The sequence below is a fragment of the Thioclava sp. SK-1 genome (genome assembly GCF_001705665.1).
GTDB lineage: Bacteria > Pseudomonadota > Alphaproteobacteria > Rhodobacterales > Rhodobacteraceae > Thioclava.
Genome location: NZ_MDHA01000020.1, coordinates 1 through 15,510, shown reverse-complemented (window position 1 = coordinate 15,510; position 15,510 = coordinate 1). Strand labels below are relative to the sequence as shown.

The 15,510-nt window shown below is 56.2% G+C and carries 15 protein-coding genes and 1 pseudogene; 6 read left to right on the top strand and 10 right to left on the bottom strand.

The features are described from left to right. Nucleotides 1-17: 17 nt before the first annotated feature. From BFP70_RS00745 to BFP70_RS00735, 3 genes are all read right to left on the bottom strand, one after another. Nucleotides 18-1,052 carry a TRAP transporter substrate-binding protein gene (locus BFP70_RS00745; RefSeq protein WP_218059640.1) on the bottom strand — a complete coding sequence of 345 codons (1,035 nt, stop codon included), beginning with the start codon at nt 1,050-1,052 and terminating at the stop codon, nt 18-20. Nucleotides 1,053-1,150: 98 nt separating this feature from the next. After that, on the bottom strand, nt 1,151-2,488 hold the full coding sequence (locus tag BFP70_RS00740) for a TRAP transporter large permease subunit (protein WP_066009180.1): 1,338 nt from the start codon (nt 2,486-2,488) through the stop codon (nt 1,151-1,153). Beyond that, nucleotides 2,485-3,006: a TRAP transporter small permease subunit gene (locus BFP70_RS00735; RefSeq protein WP_066009177.1), complete on the bottom strand. Its 522-nt coding sequence runs from the start codon at nt 3,004-3,006 to the stop codon at nt 2,485-2,487. The genes BFP70_RS00740 and BFP70_RS00735 overlap by 4 nt, the downstream gene beginning before the upstream one ends. A gap of 561 nt (nt 3,007-3,567) precedes the next feature. Between BFP70_RS00735 and BFP70_RS00730 the strand changes: the two genes are divergently transcribed. The 4 genes from BFP70_RS00730 to BFP70_RS00715 are packed head-to-tail and all read left to right on the top strand — an operon-like array spanning nt 3,568 to nt 7,137. Continuing rightward, on the top strand, nt 3,568-4,566 hold the full coding sequence (locus tag BFP70_RS00730; protein ID WP_066009174.1) for a TRAP transporter substrate-binding protein: 999 nt from the start codon (nt 3,568-3,570) through the stop codon (nt 4,564-4,566). Then, a complete protein-coding gene (locus tag BFP70_RS00725) occupies nt 4,563-5,126 on the top strand; it encodes a TRAP transporter small permease (RefSeq protein ID WP_066009172.1) in 564 nt (187 codons plus the stop codon). The genes BFP70_RS00730 and BFP70_RS00725 overlap by 4 nt, the downstream gene beginning before the upstream one ends. A 1-nt stretch (nt 5,127) precedes the next feature. Beyond that, the gene (locus BFP70_RS00720; RefSeq protein ID WP_066009170.1) at nt 5,128-6,417 is read left to right on the top strand and encodes a TRAP transporter large permease; all 1,290 of its coding nucleotides are present in this window, start codon (nt 5,128-5,130) and stop codon (nt 6,415-6,417) included. A gap of 45 nt (nt 6,418-6,462) precedes the next feature. Continuing rightward, nucleotides 6,463-7,137, top strand: coding sequence for an RraA family protein (locus BFP70_RS00715; protein WP_083217271.1), 675 nt, complete (start codon nt 6,463-6,465; stop codon nt 7,135-7,137). A 98-nt stretch (nt 7,138-7,235) separates the two neighbouring features. On the opposite strand, the gene BFP70_RS00710 is transcribed toward BFP70_RS00715, so the two are convergent. Then, nucleotides 7,236-8,168, bottom strand: a complete 933-nt coding sequence (locus BFP70_RS00710) for a glyoxylate/hydroxypyruvate reductase A (RefSeq protein WP_066009167.1) — start codon at nt 8,166-8,168, stop codon at nt 7,236-7,238. Between the two features lie 151 nt (nt 8,169-8,319). On the opposite strand from BFP70_RS00710, the gene BFP70_RS00705 reads away from it, so the two are divergent. Then, complete coding sequence (locus BFP70_RS00705; RefSeq protein WP_066009165.1) at nt 8,320-9,237, top strand: LysR family transcriptional regulator; 918 nt, start codon at nt 8,320-8,322, stop codon at nt 9,235-9,237. A 176-nt stretch (nt 9,238-9,413) separates the two neighbouring features. Then, nucleotides 9,414-10,277, top strand: coding sequence for a glutathione-dependent disulfide-bond oxidoreductase (gene yghU, locus BFP70_RS00700; protein WP_066009163.1), 864 nt, complete (start codon nt 9,414-9,416; stop codon nt 10,275-10,277). A gap of 70 nt (nt 10,278-10,347) precedes the next feature. On the opposite strand, the gene BFP70_RS00695 is transcribed toward yghU, so the two are convergent. The 6 genes and pseudogenes from BFP70_RS00695 to BFP70_RS00670 form a co-directional block, all read right to left on the bottom strand. Beyond that, a complete protein-coding gene (locus BFP70_RS00695) occupies nt 10,348-11,367 on the bottom strand; it encodes an LLM class flavin-dependent oxidoreductase (protein WP_066009161.1) in 1,020 nt (339 codons plus the stop codon). Between the two features lie 136 nt (nt 11,368-11,503). Then, complete coding sequence (locus BFP70_RS00690) at nt 11,504-12,133, bottom strand: SGNH/GDSL hydrolase family protein (RefSeq protein WP_066009159.1); 630 nt, start codon at nt 12,131-12,133, stop codon at nt 11,504-11,506. A 3-nt stretch (nt 12,134-12,136) separates the two neighbouring features. Next, nucleotides 12,137-13,003 (bottom strand): amidohydrolase family protein, encoded by an 867-nt coding sequence (locus tag BFP70_RS00685; RefSeq protein ID WP_066009158.1) that lies wholly within the window; start codon nt 13,001-13,003, stop codon nt 12,137-12,139. Beyond that, nucleotides 13,000-14,139: a mandelate racemase/muconate lactonizing enzyme family protein gene (locus BFP70_RS00680; RefSeq protein ID WP_066009157.1), complete on the bottom strand. Its 1,140-nt coding sequence runs from the start codon at nt 14,137-14,139 to the stop codon at nt 13,000-13,002. The genes BFP70_RS00685 and BFP70_RS00680 overlap by 4 nt, the downstream gene beginning before the upstream one ends. 10 nt (nt 14,140-14,149) lie before the next feature. Then, the gene (kdgD, locus tag BFP70_RS00675) at nt 14,150-15,052 is read right to left on the bottom strand and encodes a 5-dehydro-4-deoxyglucarate dehydratase (protein ID WP_066009156.1); all 903 of its coding nucleotides are present in this window, start codon (nt 15,050-15,052) and stop codon (nt 14,150-14,152) included. Nucleotides 15,053-15,178: 126 nt separating this feature from the next. Next, nucleotides 15,179-15,510: pseudogene (locus BFP70_RS00670) on the bottom strand (aldehyde dehydrogenase (NADP(+))); the annotation flags it as partial.

The following is a 15,510-nucleotide window of genomic DNA, read 5'->3' as shown; positions in this document are numbered from 1 at the left end:
TGCATCAAATAAACGTCTTAGCGATAGGGATAGCCCGCTTTTTCCATAGTTGCGGCGTATTTCTTGAACGCATCCACAACCCGTTTTGGCCGATCACCACGTTCGGCAATCTGATCCCAGAACGCCTCGGCATCGCCTGTTACGGTCGCCCATTCTTCTGGCGGGATTGATGTCAGCTCCATCTTGTCGCCCTCAACCCGCAGCTTGGCCTCGCCGCCCCAATACCAATAGTTGCGGTAGTAGTGGGATTGATCAATTGACATCTTGAACAGCGCCTGCAGATGCGGCGGCACCTTATTCCAGCTTTCGGTATTGGCAAAATAGCTGCCAAACCATGCGCCGGTCACGGAATTTGTCAGCGCATAATTGCAGATATCGGCCCAGCCGACCTCATAGGCTTCGGTAAAGCCACACCACGCAACCCCGTCCAGCTCGCCTGTTTGCAGTGCGACCTCAACATCATCCCACGGGATCGTCACCGGGATCAGACCGTACTTTGACAAGAACATCCCTGCGGTTGGCACGCCAAAGACGCGTTTGCCGCGCATATCTTCCAAGGAACGGATCGGCTCTTTGGTAAAGATGTGCAATGGATCCCACGCCCCGGCCGACAGCCATGTGACATTGTCGACCTCATCATAGGCTTCTTTCCAGATCTCATTCAGACCATAATAATTGAAAAGTGCCGGCACATCCAGACTGTAGCGCGTGGCAAAGGGGAAATACCCACCGAACACAGCAATATCGACCGGGCTGGCCATCGACGCCTCATCCGATTGCACCGCGTCAATCACGCCCGACTGCATGGCGCGGAACAGCTCCCCGGTGGGAACCAGCTGATCGGCATAATAAAGTTCGATCTCCATATCGCCATTTGCGGCCTCGTTGAAGGCGTCGATCTGTGGCTTGATCACATGGGCACCAAGGGGCGCGCCGGAATAGGTTTGCATACGCCATTTCAGCGCGCCTTGCTGCGCGATGGCGGCCGGGGCGGCCAGCGTGGCGGCAGCACCCAGCGCACCGCCTTGCAAAAATTTCCGACGTGATTTCAACGGGCTTTGCGGCGCGCCGATAGGTTTGATTAGCTTTGTCATGTCACTCTCCACGGGGTTGGGTCCGACCTCTAAACGGGTCGTGTTAGGTAAAAAAATCAGCGCAGCGCGGTGGGCAACCAAAGCGCAAGCTGTGGGAAGATCATCACCAGCGCGATGGACACAGCCATCATCAGCACAAACGGCCAAATAGAGCGGTAAATATCGGGCAAGGTGATATCCTTGGGGGCCATCGCCCGCATCAAGAATAGGTTATAGCCGAACGGCGGGGTGATATAGGCGATCTGGCAGGTCATCGTATACAGCACGCCGAACCAAATCAGCTGCGCCGAACCCCCACCCATGCCCAGATCCAACATTTTGACCAAAGGCACATAGAGCGGGGCAACAATAACCAGCATCGCCGTGTCATCCAAGAACATTCCCATGACCAGAAAGCTGACCTGCATCATGATAATAACTTGCCACGGAGACAAATCCCAATTGTTGATGAACAGATTTTCCAGGGCTCGCACCGCGCCCAGACCGTCAAAGACCGACCCAAAGGCCAACGCGGCCAGGATCAACCATAAGAACATGCATGACACAGCCATCGTCTTTTTTGCCGTCTCATGGATCAGGCGAAAGGTGAATTTACCCTTCACCACCGCCGCCAACGTTGCCGCAGTGGCGCCCACGGCAGAACTTTCAACAAGGGATGTCACACCCATCACGAACAGCCCGGTCATCGCAAAGAAAATCAGGAAGGGAATGATACCCGCCCGCAAAAGCTTCAGCTTTTCTGACATTGGCATGGCCAATTCATCTTCGCTGACCAGCGGCGCAAGCTTGGGGTTCAGCCATGCACGGATCACCACATACAGCACAAACAACAGCGCCATAAGTAACCCCGGCACCACGCCCGCCAGCCATAGCTGCGACACAGGTTGGCGGGCGATCATACCGTATAGCACCATCACGACCGAAGGCGGCACCAAGATCCCCAGCGACGATCCGCCCTGCACCACACCCGTTATCAACACTTTATCATAGCCACGACGCAGCATCTCTGGCAGCGCGATTGTCGCCCCGATCGCCATCCCTGCCACCGACAACCCGTTCATCGCCGAGATGATAACCATCAGGAAAATCGTGCCAATCGCCAGCCCGCCGCGCACCCGGCCGAACCAGACATGCAACATCTTATACAAATCTTCGGCGATGCCCGCCTCTGACAGAATATAGCCCATGTAGATAAACAGCGGCAGCGTCAGCATCGGGAACCAGTTGAACAGTTTGAACGCGGCAGAAAATGGGATTTCCACCCCACCCGTGCCATAAAGCAACAGCACTGCCCCCGCCGCGACGCAGCCAATCGCCGCAAACACACGTTGCCCGGTCAGCATCAGAACCATCATAGATGCGAACATCAATAACGCGATCATTTCATAGCTCATGCTGTGCCCTCCGTCGTTTTGCCGCGCAGGGCAAGCACATGCTTGAACATTTCAGAAATCGTCTGCAGCACCATCAAGATGATGCAGCCCACCATCAGCGCCTTGATCGGAATCATTGACGGGTTCCACATCGAAAATCGTCGCTCGCCCGTTTTGATCGCATATTCTAATGAGCTGACAGACCCCCACAGCAATACGCCCAGATAGAACAGCAAACACAGGCTCATAATCAGATCCAGCCGGTGCTTGCCCCGCCAAGACAGTTTTTCATAAAGCAGGTCCATCCGCACATGTTCGCCGTCTTTCAACGTTTTTGGGCCGCCCATGAAATAATAGGCCGCCAGGGTGAACTGCGCGAATTCAATGCACCAATGCAGCGGAATATCCAGCACATTGCGCGTTACTGCATCTAACAGAAGAACCGCAACCATCAGAAAAATCAGATACATAGAGACGATCCCGACGCAATCGGAGATCTTGTCCAGAACCCGTGTGTATCCTTGCATCATTCGAACCATCAAGCTCTCCCACACTGCTGCAGCCGGTTTGTCACAGCGTGGGCACGCGCGTGTCACCACTTTAGCTGTCGTAAGATATGCGTGACTGATCCCGTGCATGTCCGCAATTTTCACATCCACGAGAGCGTTATTGACTGTCCAATCAATAACCAAGTGGCGCAAATTTGATCCAACCTGCCCAGTTTTGATGCAACCTCTGAACACCGTGGGAATGGTTGTAAAAATTTCCGATTCTGCGCGGTTAGTGACTACAGCCCCGCATTTATGCCCGTATCCACACACCGCAATCCCGCCTCTTTACCCGTTTCGGCCACTCAAACCCCTGCTTTTTATGATGAACCGGGCGCATCAACCTTTCACCACTTCCGGAGTGGCACGGCAAAATTAGCCCCCGCTATTGGCCCCTGTCTCCGCCCACACATAAAAAATTTTATGCCGGCATAAATCCTTTGGATTTGCTTCCCGGCGTGGGCTCGGGCGCAGTAGGGCCACGGACAGGGTGCCGAAGGCCACAGACGCCACATAAAAATACACTCGTCCGCCACAACAGAGAGGATGACAATGACCCGCTTTCAAGGCCTGCTTTCCACCGCCGCAATCGCCATCGCTTTTACCAGCTCGTCCGTTCACGCAGACACATGGCGCATGGCCACGAAAATGCCCGTCGACAGCCCCGAAGGCCAAGTCTTTCAAAAATTTGCCGATCTTACGGAAGAATATACTAATGGGGAGCTGACGATTGATGTCTATCCCAACGAACAGCTTGGCAAAGAAGACGCGGTGCTGGAACAGCTGCAAGCCGGGGTCGTGAATATCTATGCCGAAGGCTATGGTTTCATGAAAAAATGGGTGCCTGAAATCAGCTGGGCCACCCCCGCCTTTATGTTTGACGATTACGACCATTGGGTGCGGTTCATGCAAACCGATATGGTCAAGGGTTGGTTTGACAAGATCGCAGATGAAGCCGGCGTTGGCCCGTTGGGCGAACCTACGGCTGTGCTGCGCGGTCCGTTTCGTGTCATCGTATCGAACACGCCGATCAACGGGGTCGAGGATATCAACGGTCTGAAACTGCGGATGCACCCCGAGAAACTGGCGATTTCGATCTGGGATCATCTGGGCGCAGAAGTCATCACCCTGCCCTGGACAGAGGTCTATCAATCTATCCAAAAGGACATCGTTCAGGCGGTCAATTCCCCCATCGCTTTGGTCGAAGCCATGCGCTTTAACGAGGTCGCACCCTATATCGGCCGCCATGATGAATATTGGCAGTCCATCGGCTTTATGATGAACTTGGCCGCCTATGATGCGCTTGATGACGACACCAAGGCGGGGTTGTTGAAAGCCTATGAAGAAACCGGCGCCTATTCCCGCGATCTGATGTTTGAGGTGGCCGATGCCAGCATCAAGCGCATGGTCGATGGCGGCGCCACCTATACCGAACTGGACACCCAGCCCTTCGTTGACGCGCTCAAGCCGTTTTATGCGGAAATGGAAGCCTCCGGCGAGATGCCAGAAGGTTATATGGCCGCCGTTGAAGCAACCCGCGTGTCGCAATGACGGGCCCGACCTATGAACCGGAGGGCGCGTTTCAACGCGTCCTTCACCGGCTTGATGTGATGAATTGGCGATTGGGCGGTGTGTTTTTGGGTCTGTCCAATGCCTGCCTGTTGGTCATGTTGTTTTTGACAACCGTGACAATCATCGCCCGCCCGCTTGGCTGGTCCGCCTATTGGATCTGGCCATGGACGATGGTGTTTTTTGTGTGGCTGTCCTTTTTTGGCTTCTTCGCCATTATCGTGCGGTTAAAAGATGTCCGGATCGACTTTTTGGCGCAGCTTTTGGGGCCAAAAGGTTTTGCGCTGACACGCACTGTGGCCGATCTGGCCGCGATCGGCGTCTGCGTGGTGCTTTTGATGAATTTCTCAACGGTAATGACCACCTCGCGCGGTGTTGTGGACGGTGCGATTTTGCCAAACGGTGTTGAACTGCCCCGTCAGGCGCTGTCTGTGCCGCTGTTTCTTTCAGCAATGTTAGTCCTGCTGACCGGCCTTCTGGATCTGGCAAAACAGATTGCCGGCCTGCCAGAAAATATCTCAACCCACCATCCGGAGGCGTGATTTGGCCTATATTCTGTTTGGCAGCTTCCTTCTGTTGATTTTGCTGCGCGTTCCGATTTCTATCGCCATTGGCTCTGCCACCCTACTAACCTTTGTCACCTCTGACTTCTCGAACGCATTACAGATCATTCCGCAACAGATGCTGGAAGGGGTAAATAAGGCGTCGCTGACCGCTGTGCCCTTCTTTATCATGGCTGGAAATCTGATGAATGTGGCCGGCGTCACCGAGCGGATTTTCAACTTTGCCAATGCGCTGGTCGGCCATATGAAAGCTGGGCTGGCACAGGTGAATATCTTGTCATCCATGATCTTTGCCGGAATTTCTGGCGCAGCCGTGGCCGATTGCGCCGGGCTTGGCGCGATTGAAATCAAGGCAATGCGCGAGCGCGGCTATCAGGCACCGTTTGCGGCGGCTGTCACCGTGGCCTCTTCGGTCATAGGTCCGTTGATCCCACCCTCGATTGGCTTGGTGCTATATGCCTTTTTGGCGCAGCAATCAATTGAGCGCATGTTCCTCGCCGGACTTGTCCCCGGTGTGACCGTGGGTTTGGCGCTGATGCTTTATGTGCGTTTTGTGGCGCAATTTAAGGAATTTCCAACCCAAGAACGCGCCACTGTGCGTCAGGTTGGTGCGACCGCGAAACACGGGTTCCTGGCGCTGATGGCCCCGGCAATCATCCTGGGGTCTATCATGTTTGGCTTCGTTACCGCGACCGAGGCCGGTGTTCTGGCTTGCCTGTATTGTATCGGTCTGGGCATTTGGTATCGCGAATTGACATGGAAAAAATTCATGGGCGCATTGACCGATAGCGCCGCGATGACCGCGGTGATCATGATCATCATTGCGTTTTCCATTGCGATGGGATGGCTGCTGGCAATTGATCAGGCACCGCAAAAACTGGCCGATCAGATCTTTGAACTGACCGATAGTCGCAACGTCTTTCTTGGCCTGCTGGTGGTGTTCATCATCCTTGTCGGCTGCGTTGTCGAAGGCGTCCCGGCCAAGCTGATCTTGGTTCCCACGTTGCTGCCGGTGATTGACGCCTATGGCATCGACCGGGTGCATTTCGGCATCATCATCCAGCTGGGGCTACTGATCGGCATCGCAACCCCGCCAATGGGGATCGGCCTGTATATCGTATCCGAGGTCGGCCGCGTGCGTTTCGAAGCTGTCACAATGGCGGTTCTGCCATTCCTTGTGCCACTGATCGGCGTCTTGGTCTTACTCACCTATGTGCCAGAGTTTTCGACCTTCCTTCCCAATCTAATCCTTGGGCCAGAGACCCAGTAACCCACTTTCGCCCAATATCCGAAGACCAATGAACGGACACATCCAATGACCAATCTGATCTATAAAAAGAACCCAATGCCTGCCAAAATCCCGCAAGAGAAGCTGGACCGTCTGGCCAAGCTGGAAACCGCGACAATTGGGCATTTCTATCACTTTGGTTTCGCCAGCCCGGCGATTCAGCCCGTGCTACGCGGTAAAACCATTGCATCGACTCTGTGCACGCTGGCCATCCCGGGTCTGGACAGCACCTTATTGCATGATTGTTTGTCACAGGTCGGGCCGGGATATTTTCTGGCGGTCGACCGTTTGGGTGATACAAAATATGCCTGCTGGGGCGGTGGCGTCACCCGCATGGCGGCAATGATGAAGCTGGACGGTGGTTGCGTCGATGGTCCCCATACTGACACATTGGAAATCGAAGAGCAGGATTTCCCAATGTGGTCACGCGGGCCTTCGCCCGTCACGACGCGGCTGTATAACTCCGGCGGCGGATTTAACATTCCCGTAAATATTGCAGGCGCGGCTGTGCTGCCCGGTTATGCCGTTCTGGCCGATGATTGTGGCGTTTTATTCATCGCCCCCGAAGATCTGGACGAAGTTCTGCGTCTGGGCGAAGAGAAAACCGAAAAGGGCCGCATTAACGAGGCAAAAATCACCGAGGGAACGCATCTGGGCCAGATGTCGGGCGCATGCAAAATGGTCGCGGATAAGTTGTCATAAGCAGAACTGGGTTATTCACTCACGGAACCAGAACCTGAACAGCAAAACGGGCGCCCTTCCAAGGCGCCCGTTTTCATCGCTGCATAGCATGGGGCCGATCAATATCCGCGATTGGCATCCGCAATGTCGTCAACCGTGCCATTGGCTGCAAAATCACGCAGGTTCTTGGCGATGATCCGCGACCCGGTCGGCGCATCGATTAACGAAGCCACATGCGGCGTGACCGTAATTTGTGGATGGCTCCAGAACGGATGATCTTCCGGCAAGGGCTCAATATGGAACACGTCCAAGGTTGCCTGCGCCACCTGCCCCGATGCCAGCGCCGCCAGCAAATCTTGGTCCACCATATGCGGTCCACGCGCCGCATTGATCACACAAGCACCGCGCGCCAGCCGGTTGAACAGCCCAGCGTTCAAAATACCGCGCGTCGGGTCTGTCAAAGGCAACAGATTCACCAAAATTTCGGTTCCGGTCAGGAATTCGTCAAATTGCTCCGGCCCTGAATAGCAGGTCACCCCCTCAATTTCGCGGCCAGAGCGTGCCCAGCCGACCGTATCAAACCCTAGCATAGACAATGTTTTCGCCGCTTGCGCGCCCAGATTGCCCAAACCCATCACACCAACACGCCGTTTTGGCGCAGGCGGTACAACGATCGGCGCCCACTTGCTTGCGGCCTGCGACACAGCCAATGCCGGTGTATTGCGGTGATGGCGCAACACATGCAGCGCCACATATTCGCGCATGCGCTGAGTCAAATCCGTGCCAACGGTCCGAATGATCGGAACATGGCGGGGCAGTTCAGCATCCGCCACAACGTGATCAATCCCCGCACCAATTGATACAATCGCTTTCAGGTTTGTGAACCGCGCCAAATCCCCGGTCCGCGGGCGCCACACAAGCGCGAAATCAACCGTTTCGACGGCGATATCGTCATGCATCGACACCACCTGCCAATCTGGCAACAAATCCCCCATCATGGCGCACCAATCTTGGGTTTTCTCGGTAGAGGGCAAATATATCGCAACGATCATCAGGGGTTCCTTTGTACCTTTGGTCTATGCGGGGCAGACCCCGTCCGCCCCAATCTTTCTGCCAGAGGCGCTGCGGTCAAAACAAAAGAATTGCAGGGGCAGATAGAAGAATTCTATGGCCATCTGCCGCGACAGGCCGTAAAAATTTCACATGAATTTCAAACAGCTTGAAGCCTTCTATTGGCTAACCCGCCTGCACAGCTTTCACCAAGTGGCGGACCATATCGGCCTGACGCAGCCTGCCGTTTCAGCACGGATTTCCGGGCTGGAGGATGAATTCGGCGTCAAGTTGATTGACCGTGACGCGCCCAGTTTTCGCCTGACCGCACCGGGAATGGAAGTGGCCGAATTTGCCGAACGTTTCATGAATATGCATGAGGCGATGATCGGCCGCCTGAAACAGAAGAACCGGCGCCGTTTTGCGATTGCCATTGTCGGTCCGGCCGGGCTGACATGGGGGAACCTGCTGCGCAAACGCCTGTCAGAGGTAGATCCGGATCAGTTGATCGATATCACCATCAGCTCCACCAATGAAATTCGCGATCAGGTCAATGCGGGCGCTGTTGATCTGGCCTTCGCCACCGGCGAGGCTGGTCTGGAGTTGGTGCCCGACAGTTTTGCAGTGCGCTATAGCGTGGGCTGGGCGGGGCGGCCCGATCTTGTGCCCCAGCTTGGGCGGCCCTTAACCCCGCGCGACCTACGCGCCCAGCCACTGATTTTATATCCGCGCACCTCGCCAATATACAGTCCCATCGCCGATTATATCGACGAATCCGATACCCGCCCCGCACCGCGCCATTACGGCAATGCGATGTCCACAATTTGCGACATGCTGCGGCAGGGCTATGGTCTGTCCGCCGTTCCGTTGGCCGTGTTGGAAACCGAGCTGGCACAGGGATTACTGACCGAGGTTCCGGTTTCTGTTCCGCTGGCACCATTCGATGTGCGCTGCGTGCATTTGACGGGCGCGCGGCGGAAACTGGCGCAAAATGTCTTTGATCTGGCACAAGATTGCGCGCGCCAATGGTGCGATGCACATCCGCGCTATGCGCAGTTTATCCCTGCGTAAACGCACGGCCAATATCGCGGTGTTCATCTTGAAAAGATTCGTCCCGGTCATAAGGTAATAGTCAAGATACGCCCCATCGCACCGCGGGAACACCGCCCCCAATGCGATGGCCCCAAAACAAAAACGGGGATTGGCTGGCACAAGGCCCCGATCCCCATCCTGAAAGGAACCCGATCATGACCGACACAACCGGTTATCAGCCCCCCAAAATCTGGACATGGGATGCCGAAAGCGGTGGGAAATGGGCCAGCACGAACCGCCCTATTGCCGGCGCCACCCATGAGGCACAGCTGCCGCGCGGCACGCATCCATTACAGCTTTACTCCATGGGCACGCCCAATGGACAAAAAGTCACGATCTTACTGGAAGAGCTGTTGGCGCGCGGGGAAACGGGCGCTGAATATGACGCACATCTGATCCGCATTGGCGAGGGCGACCAATTCTCCAGCGGCTTTGTGGAGATTAACCCAAATTCAAAAATCCCCGCATTGCTGGACACGGATACAGGCAGCCGGGTGTTCGAATCCGGCGCGATCTTGTTGTATCTGGCCGAGAAATTCGGACAGTTCCTGCCCACAGATCCAGCGCATAAAACCGAAGCAATGAACTGGCTGTTCTGGCTGCAGGGGTCCGCGCCCTATCTGGGTGGTGGTTTTGGCCATTTCTATGCCTATGCCCCTGAGAAGTTTGAATATCCCATCAACCGTTTTGCAATGGAAGCAAAGCGGCAGATGGATGTTCTGGACCGGGAGCTGGCCAATAATCGCTTCTTAGGCGGGGATGACTATACGATCGCCGATATCGCCACATGGCCGTGGTATGGCAATATGGTTTTGGGTCAGGCCTATAATGCTGCCGAATTCTTGCAGGTGGATGGCTATAAAAACCTTCGCCGTTGGGCCGATGAAATCGCCGCCCGGCCGGCAGTGCAGCGCGGGCGCAAGGTCAATCGCACCTTTGGTCCACTGGAGGATCAATTGCATGAACGCCATGACGCGTCCGATTTCGATCTGAAAACCCAAGATAAGCTAAGCACATAACATATTTGCCCCAAAATCTGCCCCGGTCACAAAGGCCGGGGCAGATCCGATGGCGTAGGCATTGTCACAGTTATCGCCAGCCAAGGGCAGGCGCCACATGTGTCAAAATGCTTTCGATCACATGGGCGTTGTAATCCACGCCCAACATATTGGGCACGGTCAGCAATAAAGTATCTGCCTCAGCAATCGCTTCATCTTGGCGCAGCTGCGCGATCAGCTTATCCGGCTCATCGGCATAACCGCGCCCAAAGACAGAGCGGGTCTGATCAATGATCCCGAACTGGTCACGCTCTTTGCCGCCGCGCCCGAAATACATTCGGTCCGTATCATTCATCAGCGCAAAGATTGACCTGCTGACAGAAACGCGCGGACTGCGGGTGTGGCCCGCCTGCGCCCAAGCCTCGCGGTAGACCCGGATTTGTTTGGCCTGCTGAACATGAAACGGCTCGCCGGTTTCGTCATCTTTCAACGTCGAGCTTTGCAAGTTCATACCCAGCTTGGCAGCCCATTGCGCCGTGGCATCTGATCCCGCCCCCCACCAGATCCTGTCGCGCAGCCCGTCCGAATGCGGCTCTAGGCGCAACAATCCCGGCGGGTTGGGAAACATCGGGCGAGGATTGGGCTGTGCAAAACCCTTACCCGACAGATGCTGCAGGAAGACTTCGGTATGGCGCCGGGCCATATCTGCGGGGCTTTCACCGTCTGCCGGGCCATAGCCAAAATGCCGCCAACCATCGATCACCTGTTCGGGCGAGCCGCGGCTGATGCCCAATTGTAGCCGCCCACCCGCGATCAAATCCGCAGAACCAGCATCTTCGATCATATACAGCGGATTTTCATAGCGCATATCAATCACACCCGTGCCGATCTCAATCTTTGAGGTCCGCGCACCGACCGCCGCCAAAAGCGGAAATGGCGAGGCCAATTGACGCGCGTAATGGTGCACACGGTAATACGCGCCATCCAGACCCAGCTGTTCAGCAGCGACAGCAAGATCGATGGATTGCAACAACACGTCAGAGGCGGAGCGGACCTGAGATCCGTGATCTGGCGACCAATGTCCGAACGATAGAAACCCAAGATTCTTCATCACATGATACTCCGGTCATAGAAAAGGCGCGCATCCAGATGCCGCCATTCGTTGCCCATAACCTAAGGATCGACCAGGGCGCACCGCAAGATTGCGCCACTGTTTGATACGGCGCAGATACTGTGCGCCACCGGCGCTATGCCAGCAGGGCGCGCACCGGATCAATCAACGCAGCCCCAATCGCGCGGGTGTTTTCCGCGTCCAGATGCACCCCATCAATGGGAGAAGGCCGTGCAACATTGGCCGCGTTGAAATAGGCCACACCGGTTTCTTCGGCCAGTTCCGCATATAGCGATGCAAACAGCTGTGATTGCGCAGGCCGCTGCGCAGAATCCTGGCGCCTGCGTTGCGGGGCGATACAGATCGGCGGCGCCACGATCATGATTTTCGGCGCAATACGCGGTTTGTAGGGAAAGGTCTGGATCAATTCGATCAGGCGCCGCATCCCCGCCTGCGCAGCAATTGCGACACCTCCATACACGGGTTTCAAATCATTGGTGCCCAACATGACAATCACCAGATCCAGCGGCATATGCGCCGATAGCGCCACCGGCAAACTGCGCACGCCATTGCGACAACATGGTGCAGAATGGTCATCAAAACAGGTGGTGCGCCCGCCCACACCATCTGCAAGCACCCGATGCTTTGGCAGGCCCGCGGCCAGAACCTCGGGCCATTGATCTTGCGGCGCATGGCGCAACCCACGCGGGCTGTCGATGTTATGCCCCCAAGTCAGACTATCACCATAGCAAAGGATACGCGCCATTGATCACCCTATCTGTTTTGGAAAACCGTATAACGCGCGTGGAGTATCAACCAGTGCCTTTTGCCGCGCATCGTCATCGGCCAGCCACCCCATAGCAAGATCCAACAAGACCGCATCATCGACGTAATCCTGTGTCCGCGAAAACGCATTATGGGGCCAGTTCGTGCCCCAGATGATGCGATCTGGGGCGTGGTCCGCCAACTGACGCGCCATCGCGCCAATTCGCGGATATTGCGGCCCATCGGCGGGATCGGCCTCGTAACACCCGGCAAGTTTGAAATGCATCTTGCCGCCATCCAACAAGCGTTTCACCACATCGACATGGGCTGGCGTGATACCGTCAAATATTTTCCCATGATGGTCGAGCACCCAGTTCGATTGCAGCCGGGCCAAGCGCGGTTCCAATTCGGGCAAGGCACTGCCATCAAATTGCACCGCGATCATCCAACCAGCAGCATGGGCACGGGCATCGACCCGTTCCAACTGATCCAAACCCACAGCGCCGCCGGGCAGATCCATGATCCGCGCGCCAACAACGCCGCCCGCCGACAGCTGCTCAACTTGCGCATCTGTCGTATCGGCGTCGATCACCGCAACACCGCGCGCGCTCTCTCCCATCTGTTCCAAACAGGCCATAAGGCTAGCATTATCCATACCGTGGCCATTGCCCTGTGTGATGACCACACCGTCCAAGCCCAGCCAAGCCATGACCTGCCGATACATATCAGGCGTGGGCAAAGGATCGCTGGGAACACCTTTGCCATCGGCACGCCACGCATAGCCGGGCAGATACATGTGCATCTGCGTGTCAATCGCGCCCTTTGGAATGCGGGTCTTGGGTGCAGCGCCTGTCAGCTTGCGGTCAATCATGGCATCTCTTTCGGTGCGAATTCACGTAAGGCGTCTCGATTGATCTCAATCCCTAACCCCGGCCCATCGGGCACGGTGACCCAGCCGTTGTCATGCTCCACCGGTTGCATCGCAACCGCCTGACGGAAGGGATTGTGCGTGCGGTCAAATTCCATGATCGGCTCAATTGGATTGTTGCGCACCGGATCGGGCACCATCGCGGACATAAACTGCAACGCCGCCGCGATATGCACCGCTGTGCCCCATACATGGGGCACCACCCGCACGCCATGTAACGTGGCCAGATCGCATACGCGCTTGGCCTCGGTAAAGCCGCCCACGCCACATAGATCAGGCTGGGCAATATCAATCGCGCGCGTCTGGATCGGCTCACGGAACCCCCAGCGCGTGTGCCATGTTTCACCACCAGCAACAGGGATGGGCTGGCGCGCGCGCACCTCACGATAGGCATCCAGCTGCTCGGGGATTACCGGTTCTTCAAACCAATCCACGCCGTAGTCGGCAGCGGCATTACCCACGCGCACCGCCTCAATCACATCATATCCGTGATTGGCATCAATCATCAGCCGCGCCTGCGGCCCGATGGCGTCGCGCACAGCGGCAATCACGCGCAGATCTTCAGCGGGATCAAAGCCGATCTTGATCTTGACCGCATGGAACCCCGCCTGCACATGGCCTGCCGTTTCCAATGCATTGTCTTCCACCCGATCCACTCCGTCACGCTTGAACGACCCCGTAGCATAGGCACGCACCCGATCGCGAAACCTCCCGCCCAACAACGTGGATACCGGCACATTATAACGTTTGCCCTTGATATCCCACAGCGCGATATCAATCCCCGACAGTGCCGTGGCCGCAATCCCGCGCTGCCCCTGATCGCGCAGCGCATTATACAGAGTTGCCCAGATCTTCTCGGTCTCCAGTGGGTTCATACCGATCAACCACTGACAATAGGCCTGCACCATTGCCCGGTTTGGCCCAGCAGGACCAAGACATTCGCCCCAACCAATGGTGCCATCGTCGCAGACCACTTCAACCAGCAGGTGGACCCGCCGATCAAACCGCATTGAGGCGCTTTCAAATGCGACATCCAGCCGATGTTCCAAAAGATGCGTGTGAACTGCGACGATTTTCATATTGGCCCCCTTATTGATGTGCGTCGATCAATGCCTTGAGGATATCTTCCTCTTCTCCGGTCAGATCGTCCAGCGGTGCACGAACCGGGCCCGCATCAAAGCCCACCAGGCGCACGCCCGCCTTCACCGCCGACACCGCATAGCCTTTGCGGCGCGCGCGCAGCTCCATGAACGGATAGAAGAACGAGTTCAGGATTTCTTCGCATTGTGCGCGATCCCCCGATGCCAAGGCGTTATAGAACCGGTTGGCCAGCGCTGGAACGAAATTGAACACAGCAGAGGAATAGGTGGTAAAGCCCGCGCCCAAATAGGCCTCTGCGAACAGCTCTGCAGTGGGCATACCGCCCAGGTAGGTCAAACGGTCACCCATTTTCGCGGTGATCTGGCGCACCAAACCAATGTCACCCGTGCCATCTTTGAAGCCCACAAGGTTGGGGCAATCATCACACAGACGCGCCAGCGTATCAGGTTGCAACACGGCATTGTCACGATTGTAGACCATCACGCCCATGCCGGTGCTGTCACAGACGGATTTGATATGGCGATACAACCCTTCCTGCGGCGCATCGATCAGGTAATGCGGCAATAGCAAAATCCCGTCACCGCCGATTTTTTCAACCGATTTTGCGATCCCAACCGCGATTTCTGTGCCATAGCCACAGCCCGACACGATGGCCGTTTTACCCGCGCTTTCTTTGGCGGCTTTGACGATTGCGGGGATCTCATCTGGACGCAGTGAAAAAAATTCACCCGTGCCACCAGCGGCAAACAAAACCGGCGCTTCATAGCCCGATAACCATTCGACATGTTTTTGATACGGGTCGATGGCGAAATTATTGTTCGCGTCAAACGGTGTGACCGGGAATGACAATAGGCCTGAGCCCAACGCCTGTTTGATCTGTTTCGGGTCCATAGGAATCTCCTCTCCATCTTGCCGACTGCGTTATAAGACAATACGGCAAATTCATATGATAAGTTATGAAAGATCTATCCCGGAAATCCGGGGGGGAATGCTGCGCCTTAACGGCGCAGCTAAATATCAGGCGATGTCCCCGGGCAAGACGCCATTGGGGATGTTTTGGTAACATACGGGGCGCAGGAAGCGGCGGATCGACAGGGTACCGACCGAGGTCGCGCCGAAATTGGTTGACGCCGGATAGGGTCCGCCATGCACCATCGTATCTGACACTTCCACACCGGTCGGGAAGCCATTCGCCATCACCCGGCCCGCCTTACGTTCCAGCACCGGCAGCAGGCGCCGGCCCAGGTCCGCATCGCCATCATCCAGATGCATCGTCGCGGTCAGCTGGCCTTCAAACCCCTTTGCCAATGCGATCATCTGATCGGCGCTATCCACCCGCACAACCAGAC

Bases quoted from the DNA above. Each gene is read 5' to 3' on its own strand.
- BFP70_RS00680 (WP_066009157.1), bottom strand. From the start codon at position 14,139: ATGAAAATCGTCGCAGTTCACACGCATCTTTTGGAACATCGGCTGGAT.
- BFP70_RS00705 (WP_066009165.1), top strand. From the start codon at position 8,320: ATGAATTTCAAACAGCTTGAAGCCTTCTATTGGCTAACCCGCCTGCAC.
- BFP70_RS00690 (WP_066009159.1), bottom strand. From the start codon at position 12,133: ATGGCGCGTATCCTTTGCTATGGTGATAGTCTGACTTGGGGGCATAAC.
- BFP70_RS00735 (WP_066009177.1), bottom strand. From the start codon at position 3,006: ATGGTTCGAATGATGCAAGGATACACACGGGTTCTGGACAAGATCTCC.
- BFP70_RS00725 (WP_066009172.1), top strand. From the start codon at position 4,563: ATGACGGGCCCGACCTATGAACCGGAGGGCGCGTTTCAACGCGTCCTT.
- BFP70_RS00695 (WP_066009161.1), bottom strand. From the start codon at position 11,367: ATGAAGAATCTTGGGTTTCTATCGTTCGGACATTGGTCGCCAGATCAC.
- yghU (WP_066009163.1), top strand. From the start codon at position 9,414: ATGACCGACACAACCGGTTATCAGCCCCCCAAAATCTGGACATGGGAT.
- BFP70_RS00730 (WP_066009174.1), top strand. From the start codon at position 3,568: ATGACCCGCTTTCAAGGCCTGCTTTCCACCGCCGCAATCGCCATCGCT.
- kdgD (WP_066009156.1), bottom strand. From the start codon at position 15,052: ATGGACCCGAAACAGATCAAACAGGCGTTGGGCTCAGGCCTATTGTCA.
- BFP70_RS00685 (WP_066009158.1), bottom strand. From the start codon at position 13,003: ATGATTGACCGCAAGCTGACAGGCGCTGCACCCAAGACCCGCATTCCA.
- BFP70_RS00740 (WP_066009180.1), bottom strand. From the start codon at position 2,488: ATGAGCTATGAAATGATCGCGTTATTGATGTTCGCATCTATGATGGTT.
- BFP70_RS00710 (WP_066009167.1), bottom strand. From the start codon at position 8,168: ATGATCGTTGCGATATATTTGCCCTCTACCGAGAAAACCCAAGATTGG.
- BFP70_RS00715 (WP_083217271.1), top strand. From the start codon at position 6,463: ATGACCAATCTGATCTATAAAAAGAACCCAATGCCTGCCAAAATCCCG.